This is a genomic window from Niastella koreensis GR20-10 (assembly GCF_000246855.1).
In the GTDB taxonomy this organism is placed as follows: domain Bacteria; phylum Bacteroidota; class Bacteroidia; order Chitinophagales; family Chitinophagaceae; genus Niastella; species Niastella koreensis.
In genome coordinates, this window is sequence record NC_016609.1 from 2094400 (window position 1) to 2110913 (window position 16514).

Annotated in this window: 7 protein-coding genes; all 7 read left to right on the forward strand. The window is 46.5% G+C overall.

All coding sequences use genetic code 11. The annotated features are described in order from the left end of the window. Positions 1–22 precede the first annotated feature (22 nt). The 7 genes from NIAKO_RS08385 (at position 23) to NIAKO_RS36520 (ending at position 16092) form a co-directional block, all read left to right on the forward strand. Positions 23–2110, forward strand: a complete 2088-nt coding sequence (locus NIAKO_RS08385) for a fibronectin type III domain-containing protein (RefSeq protein WP_155966904.1) — start codon at positions 23–25, stop codon at positions 2108–2110. A 27-nt stretch (positions 2111–2137) separates the two neighbouring features. Then, on the forward strand, positions 2138–5269 hold the full coding sequence (locus tag NIAKO_RS08390; protein ID WP_014217981.1) for a hypothetical protein: 3132 nt from the start codon (positions 2138–2140) through the stop codon (positions 5267–5269). Between the two features lie 32 nt (positions 5270–5301). Beyond that, on the forward strand, positions 5302–5724 hold the full coding sequence (locus NIAKO_RS08395) for a hypothetical protein (RefSeq protein WP_014217982.1): 423 nt from the start codon (positions 5302–5304) through the stop codon (positions 5722–5724). Between the two features lie 63 nt (positions 5725–5787). After that, the gene (locus NIAKO_RS08400; RefSeq protein ID WP_014217983.1) at positions 5788–10101 is read left to right on the forward strand and encodes a fibronectin type III domain-containing protein; all 4314 of its coding nucleotides are present in this window, start codon (positions 5788–5790) and stop codon (positions 10099–10101) included. Between the two features lie 11 nt (positions 10102–10112). After that, complete coding sequence (locus NIAKO_RS08405; protein ID WP_014217984.1) at positions 10113–11084, forward strand: hypothetical protein; 972 nt, start codon at positions 10113–10115, stop codon at positions 11082–11084. Then, positions 11084–12106, forward strand: coding sequence for a hypothetical protein (locus tag NIAKO_RS08410; RefSeq protein ID WP_014217985.1), 1023 nt, complete (start codon positions 11084–11086; stop codon positions 12104–12106). The genes NIAKO_RS08405 and NIAKO_RS08410 overlap by 1 nt, the downstream gene beginning before the upstream one ends. Positions 12107–12270: 164 nt before the next feature. Further along, on the forward strand, positions 12271–16092 hold the full coding sequence (locus NIAKO_RS36520; protein ID WP_014217986.1) for a M36 family metallopeptidase: 3822 nt from the start codon (positions 12271–12273) through the stop codon (positions 16090–16092). Positions 16093–16514: the final 422 nt, after the last annotated feature.

The window sequence follows — 16514 nt, forward strand, 5'->3', positions numbered from 1 at the left end:
TATGAAAAACGAAATGAGAAAAATGAAACAGTTATCTATAATCCTGGGCGTGCTGCTGATGCCCTTGTGGCTGTTGGCGCAGAACCCGGGAAAAAAGTTGACCTCGGTGCGTATGATCGGCCGGGCAGACAGCAACAGGAATGCGATCTATTTAAGATGGGCATCTGCTACACCCAATAGCTGGAAGCTTAATAATAAATATGGTTTCATCCTGGTACGCTACACTGTTATTCGCAATAAACAAATGTTACCCGTGCCTGAAAAGCTGGTGTTGAGCCCAACGCCACTGAAGCCACGGGCGCTGGAAGAGTGGGAGAACCTGGCCAAAAAAGATAACAATGCGGCGGTGATAGCGCAGGCCCTGTATGGAGAAGATTTTAATGTAAGCATCAACGACAAAGGCGCCGCAAAGATCCTGGCGCAGTCGCAGGAACTGGAGCAGCGCTTTTCCTTTTCCTTGTATGCGGCAGATAATTCTTTTGAAGGTGCCCTGATGGCTGGCTGGGCCTTTGTAGATAAAAACGTAAAGGCTGATGAGAAATACCTGTACCGGTTAAAACCGGCCGCCCCGGCCAAATTGTTAGCAGCAGATTCCGTGAGCGTGTTTATCAGTCCGGCAGAGTATGAGCCATTGCCTGCCGTGCAGGAAGTGATTGCCCGCTTTGGCAACAAGGGCGTGATGCTGAATTGGGACATCCAGATGCTTTCGCAATACTTCGCTTCTTATTATGTGGAAAAGTCAGACGATGGCGGCGTCAATTTCAAAAAAGTGAATGGCCTGCCTGTAAGCAATTTTGATAATGGTAACGGTAAACAAACCCGTATGTTCTTTATGGATTCCCTGAAAGAAAACGGGAAAGAATACCAGTACCGGGTTGTGGGTGTCAATCCCTTCGGTCAGCCGGGCCCGCCATCCACCATCATCAAAGGAATGGGAAGAGATATGCTTGCGGCTGTACCCAATATCCGCAATGCCTATGTAGATAAAAAAGGGGTGTTACAGGTGAACTGGATCTTTGATGAAAAAGGAAACAATGCGATCCGTGGTTTTTTGCTGAAACGGGCAGATAATATCAAGGGGCCCTATGAAAAATTTGGCGATACGCTGGCTGTAACCAGTAGAACCACCGCCCTCAAAAAAGAACTGGGCGCTTCCAATTATTTTACCATCACGGCGCTGGCTAAGGAAGGCGAGGGCAGTACTTCCTTTCCTTACCTGGTACAACCCGAAGATTCCATGCCGCCGGCCGTTCCGGTAAATGTGAAAGCCGTGATAGACACTAACGGCATAGTAACCATTACCTGGGACCGCAATACCGAAAAAGACCTGATGGGGTACAAAATATTCAGAGCGCAGAAAAAAGGCGAGGAACTGGTGCCATTGGTAGACTCCATCTGGTACGGAACAAAATTCAGGGATACGCTCAGCCTGAAAATGCTGAATAAAAGATCTTATTACGCAGTAACAGCACTGGACACCCGCTTCAACCAATCTGCCAAATCAATCCTGGTGGAAGTAAAGAAGCCGGAAGTGATCCCGCCTTCTCCGGCGGTGATCTCGAAATTCAAAGTGGAAGGAACCAACGTGACCCTTAACTGGATTGCCAGTTCAGACTCGGATGTAGTATCGCATGCTGTGTACAGAAAGATCCCCGGCGATACCAGCAAACCGGTGGTGGTGAGAACGTTCCGGGGAAAGGATACAACCAGCTACACCGATAAAGGGCTCACTGGAGGAAAATCATACATCTATTACATAGTGGCTAAAAGCGAAGGCGGGTTAACAACTCCTTCAGAGGAGTTAACGGTTATTACTGCACAGCAGGCAAACACCGAAGATGCACAGTTCACCCGGATGTATGCCTACACGCAGCCGGAAAAAAGACGGATTGAAATAACCTGGGACCACAACCTACAGCAGGTGGCTGAGTTACAGGTATACAAGGCAGAAGGCGGCAAACAACTGGTGTTGTGGAAAGTATTACCGGCCGCGGAAAAAGGCATTTACGACACCAACGTGCAGGCCAATACGGAATATCAATATGGCGTAATGGCTGTATTCAGTTCCGGGGCATTCAGCAGCATGAAAACAGTAACAACAAAATATTAGGGCTATTCTTTCATCAAGATCAATGTCATGAGAAAGTATTTATTCATATTGGTTTTATTAGCAGCGGTATTTTCAATACAGGCGCAGGAGAGATATTCTGTTTATCTTTCAGGTCTTACGTACAATGCGCATGAAAATATAAAGAACAGTACTACTTCCCATTTGCGTATAGACCTGATTTGTGCGGATGGAACTGTAAACACCCTGTTTTTCCATGATATCAATGATGATAACCGGTCTCAGACCAACTGGGCTATGGGCGCCCCCATCACAGTAACCAGCAGGCCGGTACAAATGCGTACGGAAGGGTTTGTGAATTTCAGTTCGGGAACCGACGCTGATTACGATGAATACACCAATATAAATATCTGCGATGTCAATAACATCTATGTGGACGATCATTCACCCCGCATGGATGGGATCTGGTATGATGTGAAGGTTACCCCGCTTCTGTCGATAGGCGCTTCAGACAACCTGCTGCCAGACAATGATAAGATCACACTCACCGCTACATCCGGTTTTCCGGGCAGCGTGTACAACTGGGAGTATTCGCTGGATGGGTTTAATTTCAATCCATTCCCGGCAGCTGCAAACAGTGCAGGCAACAGCACGGTGAATGTTTCGCTTACTGATCTGGTAGGTGGATCGCCATTAACCGTCATCAAAAAGAATACCTTTATCAGGAACAGGACCTGTTCCGGTTTATATTCAAATTATCTTACGCTTAACAACAGGTTGTCATCACCCCACATCGTTGGGCAGCCTGTTGTTACCCCCAATAAATGTTATGGTGAATCGAATGGTACTGTAATGATCACCTTCGATCGGGCATTGATCCAGGATGAATTGCTCAACATCATTATAGACGATGTAAGGGGAGCTACGATCGGTTATCATGGCTCTGCGATCAATTTAACGCAACTCGGCGCCGGAAACACCTATACCTGGAATACGGAAATTTCACCCGGCAGCTACCAGATCAGTTTGGTGGGTAAATATCCCGATCCCGGTGTTTCTACGTATACGCAGGCGCCAGCTCATTTTGCCCAATTCAACTTTGCAGGCCCTGATCCCTTAACTTACTCAACTACTAAACGGGACGTATATTGCCACAACGGCTCCGATGCAACCATAACGGTAAATGCATCCGGTGGTAATGGTAATTTCCAGGTAGGGTATAAGAAGACTCAGGAAAGTACCTATAACTGGGTGGCTTTTGCCGCTGCAAAAACACATACCCTTTCAGGATTGGATACCGGTACTTATAATATCCGGGTACGGGATAAGTTTGATTGTATGATGAATGATGCCAGTGGTAATGAAGTGATCGGTACGGTGTTCATTAACCAGCCTGCCGATTCGGTACATGTAGACAATGCCCAAACCATTAACCCGCTGGCATTCGGTTATACCGATGGCAGCATCAGGGCCATACTTACCGGTGGTACCCCAGTTGGTGGCAACAGCTATGACCTGCAATGGACGCGGGAAGATGGTACGGTGCTTACGCCGGATCCGGCCACTACCAATCCGTTCACCACGCAAATGAAAAATATCGGCAATGGCAAATACATCCTGGTAGCTACCGACGCCAACTATGCGCTCACCTCGGGCGCCAATACAAACGGCTGTATCACCAGGGATACGTTCACGCTGGTGGAACCACCACCACTGGTTGTAACCGTATCGGAATATCACTTTGTTTCCTGTAAAAATGCAGCCGACGGAAAATTGTACGCCCAGGCGCAGGGGGGCATCGAGATCCCTATCTTCCGGTACAAATACAAATGGTACCGGAACGACAATGGCGTATGGGCCGATATTCAACAAACAGACAGCATTGCGGTAAACCTCAAAGCAGGTCAGTATAAGATCATTATCACCGATAAGAATAATATCGATAAAGAATCATTGCCATTTACCCTGGTTGAACCAACCCTGCTTACATTGTCGTTAAGCAGTACCCCGCTGAATTGTAATGGCAGCAACAATGGCACGGCCAGCGCCGTGATCAATGGCGGTACCCTGCCGTATCACCTTGAATGGACAACAGGCGATACCACCGCCACCATTACCAACCTGGCGCAGGGCAACTATAAAGCATTTGTAACAGATATCCGTAACTGCCAGGTAGAGGAGCAGATAAAGGTTACTTCGCCCAATCCTGTTCAGATCAACAATATGATCGTGAAAAGCCCTACCTGTTATAAAGGTACCGATGGCGTTATCAGCTATTCAGTATCAGGTGGTACGCTGCCTTATACCTACAACTGGAGTAATGGCGCAACAGCCGCCACGCAGAATAACCTGCCTGCCGGAAATTATACCCTGACCCTTTTGGATAGTAAAAATTGTCCGCTGGTGCAGGCATTTACAGTTAAAGAAACACCGCCGGTTGTAATTACCCTGCCGCCCGCTGCTACCTTATGCGTAGGCCAGGCTTATGCAGCCGATGCCACTATTCCAAAAGGCATGACTTACCAATGGACGGGCCCCAATGGGTATGCAGCCATTGATCCCAAAGTAAGTCTGTCAAACGAAGGCGTTTATTATGTAACAGCTGTCAATACCGATGGCTGTGTTGGAAAAGACACCATTACCATCACCCGCAGCAATGCAACGGTGGCGGCAGAAATGCTGGTGAGCACGCAGGCATTCACCAACGATGTGGTGACCATCGTGAATATCAGTAACCCGGCGCCTGAAAAAGTGCAATGGTTACTGCCCACCGGTAATGTTTCCATCGTAAGCACCAGTGATGAATTTGCCGAGGTTAAATTCAGTGACACCGGCCGTTACATTATTGGCATGAAGACCATGGTAGGCACCTGTGAAAATACAGTGAGCCATCCGATCACCATTATGCAGGCGCAGGAATTTGACGAGCCTGGAACGGCCAATTCACCATTCGTTAAGGAGTTTACGGCAGGACCTAATCCATCGAGCGGACAATTCACCGTGAAAATCACCCTCGAGGAAGCTGCCGCCATCAAACTCCGGTTGATTGACCTGAATACCGGCGTGGTGGTGAACCAGCAGCTGCAAAATGGCAGCAAACAGTACCAGTTACCATATAACCTCCGGCTTACTACCGGGGTGTATTCGCTGATCCTGGAAACCGCCAAAGAATATCGCATCATTAAAGTAGTGATCCTATAAAAAGTTCTAATCAAATAAAAATCCAAAGGAAAATGAAAAAAGCAGTTTTGGGTCTGGCAGTAGTAACGGCATTGATTATCGCCGGATGTTCAAAAAGTGATGATGGCGGTGATTCCAGGGAAAAAGCCATCCGCGGCAAATGGACGCCCGTATCTATCAAAATAGAATTCAGCGACCTGTCGAACAACACCAGTGGTACAACGTATGGAGTTGTTACCCCTGGCGATTATGTTGATTTTCGCGCTGATGGAAAGGTTTATACCTATCGGAAAGATAATGCCAACCAGGGGGTTGACCCGTACGACACAATGCCTTACCGGTTTACCCCTCAATTTTGTATCATAGGACAAGATTCTATGATGTTGGGGGCGCTCACAAAAGATAGCCTGGTACTGTATCAACAGCACAACACCCCGCCTCAATACTGGCAGGCGACCCATATTTTTAAAAAGTAAACCGGCAAACCGGAAACTATTATTAAAGAAGCACTCCAAATTTTTTCTGTGAAAACGACCATTATGAACCGTGCCCTACGTATAGTACAACTGAATGTATTGCTGTTGTTGCTGCAGGTAACGCTGCATGCACAGGTGTATCCAGTGCAGGTGGTGCCACAACTGTTGCCACCCTATACACTCAATTTTAGTGATTACTACCAGGGTACACAGGAGAAGCTGGTAGTGCTTCTTACCAATACCGATCTTACCAAGCCCGCCTTACAGGTGCGGCTTAAAATGAGCATCCAGGGACAGAGCGCCAAATTCAGAAGCCGGGATGGCGTTTACTATCCGCCCATTACACTCGATGGCGGCGCACCGCAGCGCATAACCCTGAGCGATCTGGCGCCTTATTTCAATCTCGACAACCTGGATATCGAGGGCGTTACCCGCAGCCAGTTTCAACAGAACCAGAAATTGCCCGAAGGATTTTACCAGTTCTGTTTCGAGGCTTATGAATACAATACCAACAGGCTGGTGGGCCGCAGCAATTGCGCCATGGCCTGGATCTCCTTACAGGACCCTCCCTTATTGAACCTTCCGGTAAAGGGAGAAAGCATAGCCTATAAAGACCCTGCCAATATTATTTTTCAATGGACGCCCCGCAACATGGGCAGTCCAACTTCAGCATTTAATACCGAATATGAATTTACGTTAGTGGAACTATGGGACAACGGCATAGCGCCTGAAGCTGCTTTCGGCACCACGCAGCCGCTGTACCGTACAACTACCCAGGCCACAACTTTATTATATGGTCCTTCAGAACCATTGCTTATCCCCGGCAAGCGCTATGGCTGGCGCATCAGGGCCCAGGCATCTGATGGCAGCCAGAACACCGATGCTTACCGCAATAACGGCTACAGCGAAATTTACTGGTTTACCTACCAGCGAGATTGTCCCATGCCGTTTAATGTACAAAGCGAGGTGAGCGGCGGCCGGGCAACCATTACCTGGAACGCTTCCATCCAGCAAACGCGCTTTACAATAGACTACCGGGAAAAAGGGCAAACCGATAACCAATGGTATACGGTAAACAGCAGCACCAACCGGGTAATGTTGTACGATCTTAAACAGGATAAACAATACGAATACCGCGTTGGCGCCTTTTGCGATGCCGCCAGTGGCGCCTTCCCGGCCAACGGCGCGGTATACAGCGATATAAAGTCTTTTACCATCGATGGCAGCAGCGCCGGTGAAGGGGGAGGTTGTAATATCCTGCAGCCCGATCTGCAGGTGGCCAACCGCAATCCTATTCAAAGCCTGCTGAGCGGCGAAATCATCACCGCCGGTGATTTCCCGGTAAAACTGATTACGGTACAGGGGCAGGGCAACTTTAGCGGAACCGGGTATATCACCATTCCGTTCATAGGTAAAGTGGCGGTTAAGGTACGTTTCAGTGGCATTACGGTTAATACAGATAAACAGTTGATCGGCGGGGTGATTGAAACGACTTATGATAAAGAAGAAAAACAACTGGTTGATGTAAATGATCTCACTGGTGATCCTGCCAGCGTAGCCATTCTCAGAGACCTGAAAGATCATATCCCCAACCCCGATACCGCACCGCCGGATGATCTTATTCAGTTTGCAGATAAGTTATCGGAAGTTTCAACCAGCACCATCGACAATGCACTGGCGCTTACACCCGCCGAAAAAACGCAGTTGAAGCAGAATATTGCAGATATGAATGCTGCCAAAGATGTGTTGGAAGATAGTAGCTCCACGCCTGAACAAAAGGCCGATGCAGAACAGAAGTTGCGCGAAGCTGTAAAAGAAGCGGCGCCAATTGTTCAGAAACTGGGAGAAACAGTGGGCAAAGGGTTGCAATCAGTAGTAAGCAACTGGTTCAGTAATATACGCGACTTCTTCAAAGGTTATGGCGGAAGTGAATCAGATAAAAAGCAGGCAAAGCAATGGCATACGACCACCGATAGCCTGGTAAATGTACTGATGAAAGCCAAAAATGTGCCCGACAGTTTGCTGGCTTCATTAGATAAAGTGAGCAAGGCCGCTGCGCCGGCCTGGCTTGCATTGGAAAATGCCACCGCCTGTAACAGCGCCGACAATACGCAGCAGTCAAAGGGACCTTATTTCGACGAAGTGATAAATGATTACAGTTGTTATGTGGCGTTGGGTAATGCCCAATACGATGTAATTGACCAGGCGTACGCAGCCGCCCAAAATAACCTGTTCAATAGCGAGAATGACCTGGTGATCACTGCGCTGATCGTTCCAGCGACGCTGACCGATGCTATTATATTCACGCCCGATGGAAGGGAGTTCAGGATCAAAGGCACCATCAGCAATTACACCATCGATGTAAACGGCGCCCTGTCATCATTTACTTATAATAAAGTAGACTATACAAGCGCTTATACCATCGACAGGAAGACAAATACCCGTCTTGGTTTTGCCGGTTATATAGATAAGGCAAAAGCAAAAGAGATGGCAGACAAAGACGGGTTCTTCAGCTTTGCCACTGCGAAAACCAACGGAAATACATTGGATATTGATAAGGAATGGACGTTACAGGAGAAGAATGCCGACAAGGTGAAGATGGTCCGGCGTTACTTCGCTGAGTATGGGAAGGAAGGCGCCAAATTGTTGACCAATGATTCGCCTGAATTAAGAAAAGAGATCGAAGATTTGATACTACAATTGCCGGATAAGGTGTTTACAGTTGAAAAAGACCCGAACTATGTGCAATTCTTCGACCTGGTAAAGTTCAGGGATTTCCTGAAGCAGCAACTCACTACGGTTGAAAGCGCTTTAAAGCGTATCCAGGTGCTGATAGATGCCTATCAAAAAGCTAAAGGCAGCAGAACGGCGGAGCAATTGCAAATGATCACTGACGGCGGTAATCCTGAAAACCAGGGTGGTGTTCCTGATCCTATCCTGGAGGCCAGATGTAATATCACCAAAGAGCTGGAACAATGGAAGGTAGCGTTGGTTGACCATACCAGTCAGATCCCGGCATTGGGTATTTTTGAGAAGCTTACCCAAAAGCAGCGTCTCGACCTGTTGCAGATCATGTATGAGTCGCCTATGCTTACAACGTCAGGATGGGGTGTTAGCGGGCCAGGCTGCTTCTGGACAAATTTTGGTGAAGAGACAGTGATCGCCCTGTTGAAATATGCGCCTAATGCTGATAAGGCGGCTATTATCGGGTATTTCAATGGAAACAAAAAGATCCTGCCACATTTTTACAATCATATAGACAATAAAAGCATTATACCTGATGATCATAACTTCGATAATTTCATCAGGGAGGTCATTATTGCCAACTCGGTTTACCTGGCAGCCCAGCGCACAAAACCCAGTTCGGATGCACCTACTGTTGTATGGCGTTATGACAACTCTGTAGATCTTATTAAAGGTATCACCTTTAACGATGAGGGAAAGATGATGTTCAATTACGCGACGTATGACCTGACTCCGGCAAGTATCATCCTCCCCATCATGTGTGGGCCAATGGGCACGATGGCAGGATTTTCCGTTAAACAAAGCACAGCGATCGATCCCCTGGCAACAGTGAACCTGGTGATCCCTGAACCAGACGATAAATACTGGCCAGACCTGAAGGACGTAGAGAAATTCCCCTATACCTTACAGGTACCAGCCATCTCCGCCGCCTGGATGATGAATAAGACCACTAACGATAAGATCCAGATGGGCGTTGATATTGCACTGATCGCATTGAGTGCCGGTGAATATGCGGCAGCCAAGGGAACACTGCAGTATATCTGGATAAGCGCCAAAATTGCTGTTCCACTGGCGAATGAGTTAATGAAAACATCTCAGGGCAGGGAGCTTATTAAAAAAATGTATGGAGTATACGACAGCGGCATCAGCCAGGAGGAAAAAGACGCACGGATCAGGAAAGCGGAAAGCTTTATCAATACTTATAACTTCTGGACCAACATGGTAAACCTCGGCGCAATGGGCGAGGGCATGTACAGTGCGTATAAAAATTTGCGGGGTTCAGCACAGGAGCTGAAAGCGGCAAATGGTGCAGCAGATGAGATTGGTCTCCAAAAGCAAATAGAAAAAGACCTCGATCATTTTGATGATGGCATGCCCGATGAATTAAAGCTGGGAAAGTTAGGTAGTGCTTTGGCCGGAGAAGCTGAAATGCTTGAAACTCTTAAAAATTACAAAACGATCCTGGGTAAATTCCAGACGATGGATGACGCGACCAAATTAAAGTTCATGGAAGATTTTACGAATGCCAGTGAGGATGTGCTGAAAGCCCTGGATAGTCAGGGGGCTGAATTGCTGGAAAGCTGGAAGAACTTCCGCAAAAAAAATCCAACCGCAAATCTTCAATGCAACTAATCTGATATAGTATGAAAAAGAAAATATTTCACTATTTATCGATATTACTGGCCTGTTGCTTATTACAGCCGGCCAGTGGACAATGCGTTTTAGGTGCACTTTCCAAAGAGCTGTTGGATCCCAACACGACTCAGGAATTTAAGAATTTCATCAAGAATAATCCTGAAGGCATGAATGCTTATGGGAAATATCTTGTTAATCCCTATCTTAGAAAAGATGTGGACGTGTTGACTGCCACTGCAGATTTTATGACAAACCATCCGGATTACCTTCGTGACTTTCCGGGAAAATTTGATGACATCCTTGAGAATTTGAAACGGGCAGGCGCCAGGTGTAATATCTGTCCTCCGGGAGGCAACAAAGGCATCCCGCCAATGCATCAGGCAATTTCAGACCTGGACTGGGCATGGGCAACCTTTAAGGATGGGAACGTAGACGTTCATAAGCTGTTTACGGAGATGGCAGCTAGTTATCAAAAAGCGGATGGCGGGGCATATATGATAAGCGTTTTAAGGACAAATGCGCTACAGGATCAAAATTATGTAAGGAGCATCACCAGTTTCGAATATCAGTTCCTGGAAGATGGGCGATTTGAGGCTGATCTGTATCGGGTAGTAAATGGAAAAAATTATTTGTCGGAGTTCAAAAGTTTTTCCAGGTCATCGTGGGAGGCATTTAGCTCTGATACTAAAAAAGTTAATCAGTTCCTGGCTTACTTCAGTAGTGGTGATAATTTTGAATATATTGCAAATATTTCCAAACTAAGCGCGGAAGTTAATCCTGCAACATTTGTCCGTACTCAATTTATGAAGATATTTGACGCCAAAGCGCGAGAACTCTTAAGCGCAAGACCAACATTTTTCACAAAAATTAAATATGGCAACCAAACAATTGATATTGAAAGTGTCGAGGAGTTGAGAAATCTCTGTAAAAATGCCGATTTTGCAGAATCTTCATTGTTCAATTTCGTTAAGCCACTGTAATGAAACAAATAAATGACGTTTTATCCTGGTTGTTATTAAAGCAGGAATTGCTGTATATTGATTCGAAACAAAACCAATTTTGTGTAGATTTTTTAAATAGTACTTCATCCGAAAAGTATGATTTAAGGTATGAACCATTTGCTTTCTTTCAGGTCTCTGATAACGGGTTTATAATCATTGATGGCGGCAACCGGCCTTCTTCATTTTATAAAGAAAACAAATTACAGCCTTTTGAGGTGAAAGAAACGGGCAGCCTTGTAAATCAGGACCAGGATCCCGAATTCCTGGTTTTTTTCAAAACAGAGGAAGGAAAGAAAGTTTATAAGTTATTTGAATGGCGTAATAAAAGAGTTGTTGTAGAATCTAAGAGTCGATTTACAGTTGTAAAAGACAAAGCATTTAGCATCATCGATGAAATGTTATGTTGTTACAACCTGACGGGGGAATTGAACTGGCAGTATCCAACTTCAGGCAAAAAAAGCAGTGAGCAGATAGAAATCAAAAAGATCATTGGCATGTTTGGCTATGACCTATGGATTCAGCTTAGTGATGAAAGTTTTCTGTGTTTGAATGCATTAACCGGCAAAGCGCTGCATCCGCATATGATTTTGAAAGAAATCCTGGGTTTGGATGGACTGGCCATAGGCGAAGTACACTTAGATGAAGAGAGCGGCAAAATCAGGATTCTCGCGTTTTCATATTATATTGAAATAGACCTGGCAACCCGTATGCCAGCCATAAAGGCTAAATTTGAATCGGGTTGGTCTATTGGTAAGGGGCGTTTTTATGATGGCGATATGAGGGCATATTTTATCGCAGATTATCCTTTTCACGGAAAGAAGATCGGTAATTTTACTGCCGGCGTCTTCAATACAGAAACCCTGGAGATTGAATGGCATTACTCATTGTCTGGCGAAGACAAACATCATTTCTTTGTAAACCAACCGCAGGCAAACGAAAAATTCTTCGCGGTGAAGGATACTAATGATACCCTGTATTTGTTTGAAAGAGGAGTGCATTAAGTCACTTCTTAATGCATATTATGAACTGGCAGAAAGACTAAAGTAACGATTGAAATAAAAAATATATTATTGAAAGTGGTGGTGCGTTTATGCCACCACTTTATTTATACAGAATGGTTTAAGATTTAAGGGATTCCCTTACCTTAGGATTAACCATTCTACTCATGAGAAAAATACTACAACCATTAGCCTTACTACCTATTTTATTATTTATTTCCAGCCTGGCCATTGCACAGGATAAAGACCTGGAAACCTATCGCCCCTTATTGATAAAAAACGCTGCCCTGCTTGGTATAACGCCAACAGATGCTTCCGAGGCAGTCATTTTACAGGCGTATACCGACCGCAAAAGCCACCTCACTTACATTTACCTGCAGCAGACCTGGCAGCAGATAAAAGTGTACAACACGATCATCTCAGCAGCTTTTATCGATAGCAATCTCCAATATGCATCCGGAAGTTTTGTAAAGAACCTGGCCGCCAGGGCGGCTGCTCCGGCTTCTCCCCGGTCTTATATAGATGCCATCCACGGGGCCATGCGTCACCTGCATCTAAATGAGAAGGCGTTACTGACTTCGGCAATAGATCAGTTCACAACAGAAAAAAAATATATGGTCACGGCCGATGCCATAGCCCGGCGGCCCATTGAAACAACGTTGTACTGGACGCCTTCAACGGATAAACAGCAACTAACGCTCACCTGGAACGTAAATATTCATTTAAAGGACAGTGCCGACTGGTGGAACATCCGCATCGATGCGCAAACGGGGGAGTTTGTGGAAAAAGACAACTGGACGGTAAGCGAAAAAATGCCGGAATCAACGCAGATAAATACCTATGACCAGGCTGTTGCTTTTTACAGCTTTCCAACAGCGGCTACTTTTCAAACCAACATGCCTGCGCCGCCCAACGTTACCACTGCTACTTACCAGGTTATTCCGTACCCTTACGAAAGTCCCAATTTTTCGCCGTTTGCCAACGACACAGATCCCTGGCTGAAAGCGGGCGCCTCCAACGATGCTACCACTTTAGGCTGGCATTTTGATAATGCAAATAATTATACTATCACCAGGGGAAACAACGTATTTGCTTTTTTAGACCGGCAGAACAGTAACGCCGCTAATGCTACCCGTAACTGGCCCGACACCTCCAGTACCCCGTTGCCCAGTCTTACGTTTATTCATAACATTAATACCGCCCAACAACCCTGGCTGAATATAGAAAGTAAAAAGGCGGCATTGGATAACCTGTTTTACTGGAACAACCTGATGCATGATGTTACCTATCAATATGGCTTTACAGAAGCAGCCGGTAATTTTCAAAACAATAACCTGGGACGTGGCGGTGCAGGTGGCGACTTTGTCTCTGCGCAGGCGCAGGATAGTTCAGGGTACAGCAATGCCAATTTCAGTACCCCCCGGGATGGCATCAGCGGTACCATGCAAATGTATACCTGGGCCAGTCCGCCCCCTTTTAACATCAGTGCGCCGTTGGCCATTGCAGGTAATTATGCAGCGCTTGAAAACTCATTTACTTCACCCAATAAACTGGTTGACCGCGGTACTGTAACTGGTAACATCGTTTGGTACAATGATGATGCAGCAGGTACCATTCACCGGGGGTGCCTGCCTGCGGCCAATGCGGCTGCAGTAGCCGGAAATATAGCTTTGATCGACGCATTTGGCGGAACCAACTGTACCACCTATGCATTCAAAGTAAAAAATGCGCAAAATGCCGGCGCCATTGCTGTTATTATCTTTTTTCCTCCCAATACTGCCTTGGGCGGCATTGGCGGCACAGACGCCACTATCACCATCCCCGTTATTATGGTAACCAACGCTACCGGAAATACCATTGCGACCCAGCTGAATGCGAACCAAACGGTAACTGCCAGTATGAGTACCGGCATTTACATCGATGGGGACCTGGACAATGGCGTTATTTGCCACGAATACGGTCATGGGATCTCGAACCGGCTAACCGGCGGACCTATCGGCGCCAGTTGTTTGAACAACGCAGAGCAGGGTGGGGAAGGCTGGAGTGATTTTTTTGCGCTGATGATGACCACCAACTGGGCAACCGCTCAATTGACCGATGGCCCTAATCCAAAACCAATGGCCACTTACGCTGCCGCACAACCTGCAAATGGTACAGGTATACGCAGATATCCCTATTCTACCAATATGTCCGTGAATCCACTTACTTATTCCAATATGGCCGCCAATACCGAGGCGCATGCTATTGGCGAAATTTGGTGCAGCGCCATTTGGGATATGACCTGGAACCTGGTTCAACAACAAAACGCCATCACGCCCGATTTGTATAACAGCACAGGTAACGGCGGAAACATAATTGCCATGAACCTGGTAATGACCGGCATGAAACTGCAACCCTGTTCGCCGGGTTTCCTGGATGCACGTAATGCCATCCTGGCCGCCGATTCAATCCTGTATGGCTATAGTCATAAATGCGCTATCTGGAATGCTTTTGCCCGCCGGGGAATGGGGTACAGCGCCAGTCAGGGCTTGTCAACCAATGCTACTGACCAGGTAGCCGCTTTTGATCTGCCGTCAGGCATTTTAATAACCAAATCATTACCGGTTAAGGTGGATGCCAATACCAACCTTACCCTTACCCGAACAGCAAGCTGTAACTGTCAGGCGGCTACCTTCACCTTACGGGATACCATCCCCGCTGGCTTTACGTATGTGAACAGTACACCGGCAGGTACGTTGAACGGTAATATTCTTACCTTCCCCGCCACCTCATTTAATTCCGGGGAAGCAAAGACCTTTTCCATTACGCTGCAGGCGCCTGCTACCGGTTGCGTGATTGATTCGGTACTGAATGATAACCGGGATAACAGGACCACCGGCGGCTTTACTTCTTCAACTGCTTCAGGGGCATCAGCCTGGACCACTTCTACGGTAAGGGCCAATTCAGGAAGTACTTCCTGGTTTGCCCCCGATATAACTACGGCGTCATCCACTTCACTTACTTCGGCAAGCACTGCCACAACGGCTGCAAAACCACTCAGCATTCTTTCTTTCTGGCATAACTTCCGTACACAGACCCGGTTTGATGGAGGTGTAGTGGAATATTCTACCAATGGTGGTACTAGCTGGACAGATGCGTCTCCCTTATTTCTGAACAATTGGTATCCTGATTCAATGGATGTTACTACCACACTTAATGGCCGCAAGGCTTTTACCGGCAACAGCAAAGGATTTGAACAAACCCTGGTAAACCTGGCTTCCTTTGGAACTACACCGGTGCAATTCAGGTTCCGTATGGAAACCAATAATGGTACCGGGGTAGAAGGATGGTATATAGATGATATTGTACGGGCAAATGGCTGTGGCGAAATTTTGCGTTCAGGTATTTACGATGGTTCCGGCGCACGGGTTGACAGTGCTACCGTACCCGTGTTTGTAAATGTGCAACAGTCCCTGCCGCTTACCCTGCTTTGGTTTTATACCAACCAGCTGGGTGGTCAGGTAGCGCTTGACTGGAAAACCGTTTCTGAAATGGACGTGAAAGACTTTACCGTTGAATGGAGCGCCAATGGCATTACCTGGAATGATCTTGGCAATGTAACTGCGCAAAACAAAAATAACAACAGCTATAACTTCATGCACGGTGATCCCGTAATTGGAGTAAATTACTACCGCATTAAAATGAACGATATCGATGGCAGGTTCACCTATTCGCCGGTAAGGACGGTTACCCTGAAGGAAAATGGAAATCCGGCAGTGTTGCTGATCCCGAACCCGGTAAATGCCAATGCCATATTGTATATTTCAAAAGAAGTAAAAGCTGCCAGCGTGAAGGTATATAATGCAGCCGGCAGCCTGGTAATGCAACAGGCCGTAGGCGCAGGTGTACAACAGGTAAGAATATCCACGGCAGGATTAGCGCCCGGTATTTATACCATAGAAACAAATGGCGCCAACCGGCAAATAACCCGGATGATGGTACAGCATTAGAATACAAATGTGATAATGTGATAATTTGATAATGTGATAATGCATGCCCACCGAAGCTTTAGCGAAGGCGGGTGATAATGAAATACAGTTAAAAGGGATAAAACTGCTTTAAACAGCGTTGCCCCTTTTAACTGTATTCCTTGTTAACTTGTCAACCTGGTCAACTCGTCAACTTCCAACATTATACCTGCGCCGCGCCCTCATCTACAGCTGGCGATAGAAGGTCTGCTCAGGCCTGGTTGAAATATTCATTGATATCAGAAAAGGATAACAAAGAGCGGCGCATGAAATCAAAGTTTAGTTTGAGCAAGCAGGAAGCGATAATTATTTGCGCGAATAGCAGTTACTGGCCAGAGAATTAAGAGTGCCTTAACATTTACAACTATACATTTGGGTTCCAATACTAACCCTAAATGACACAT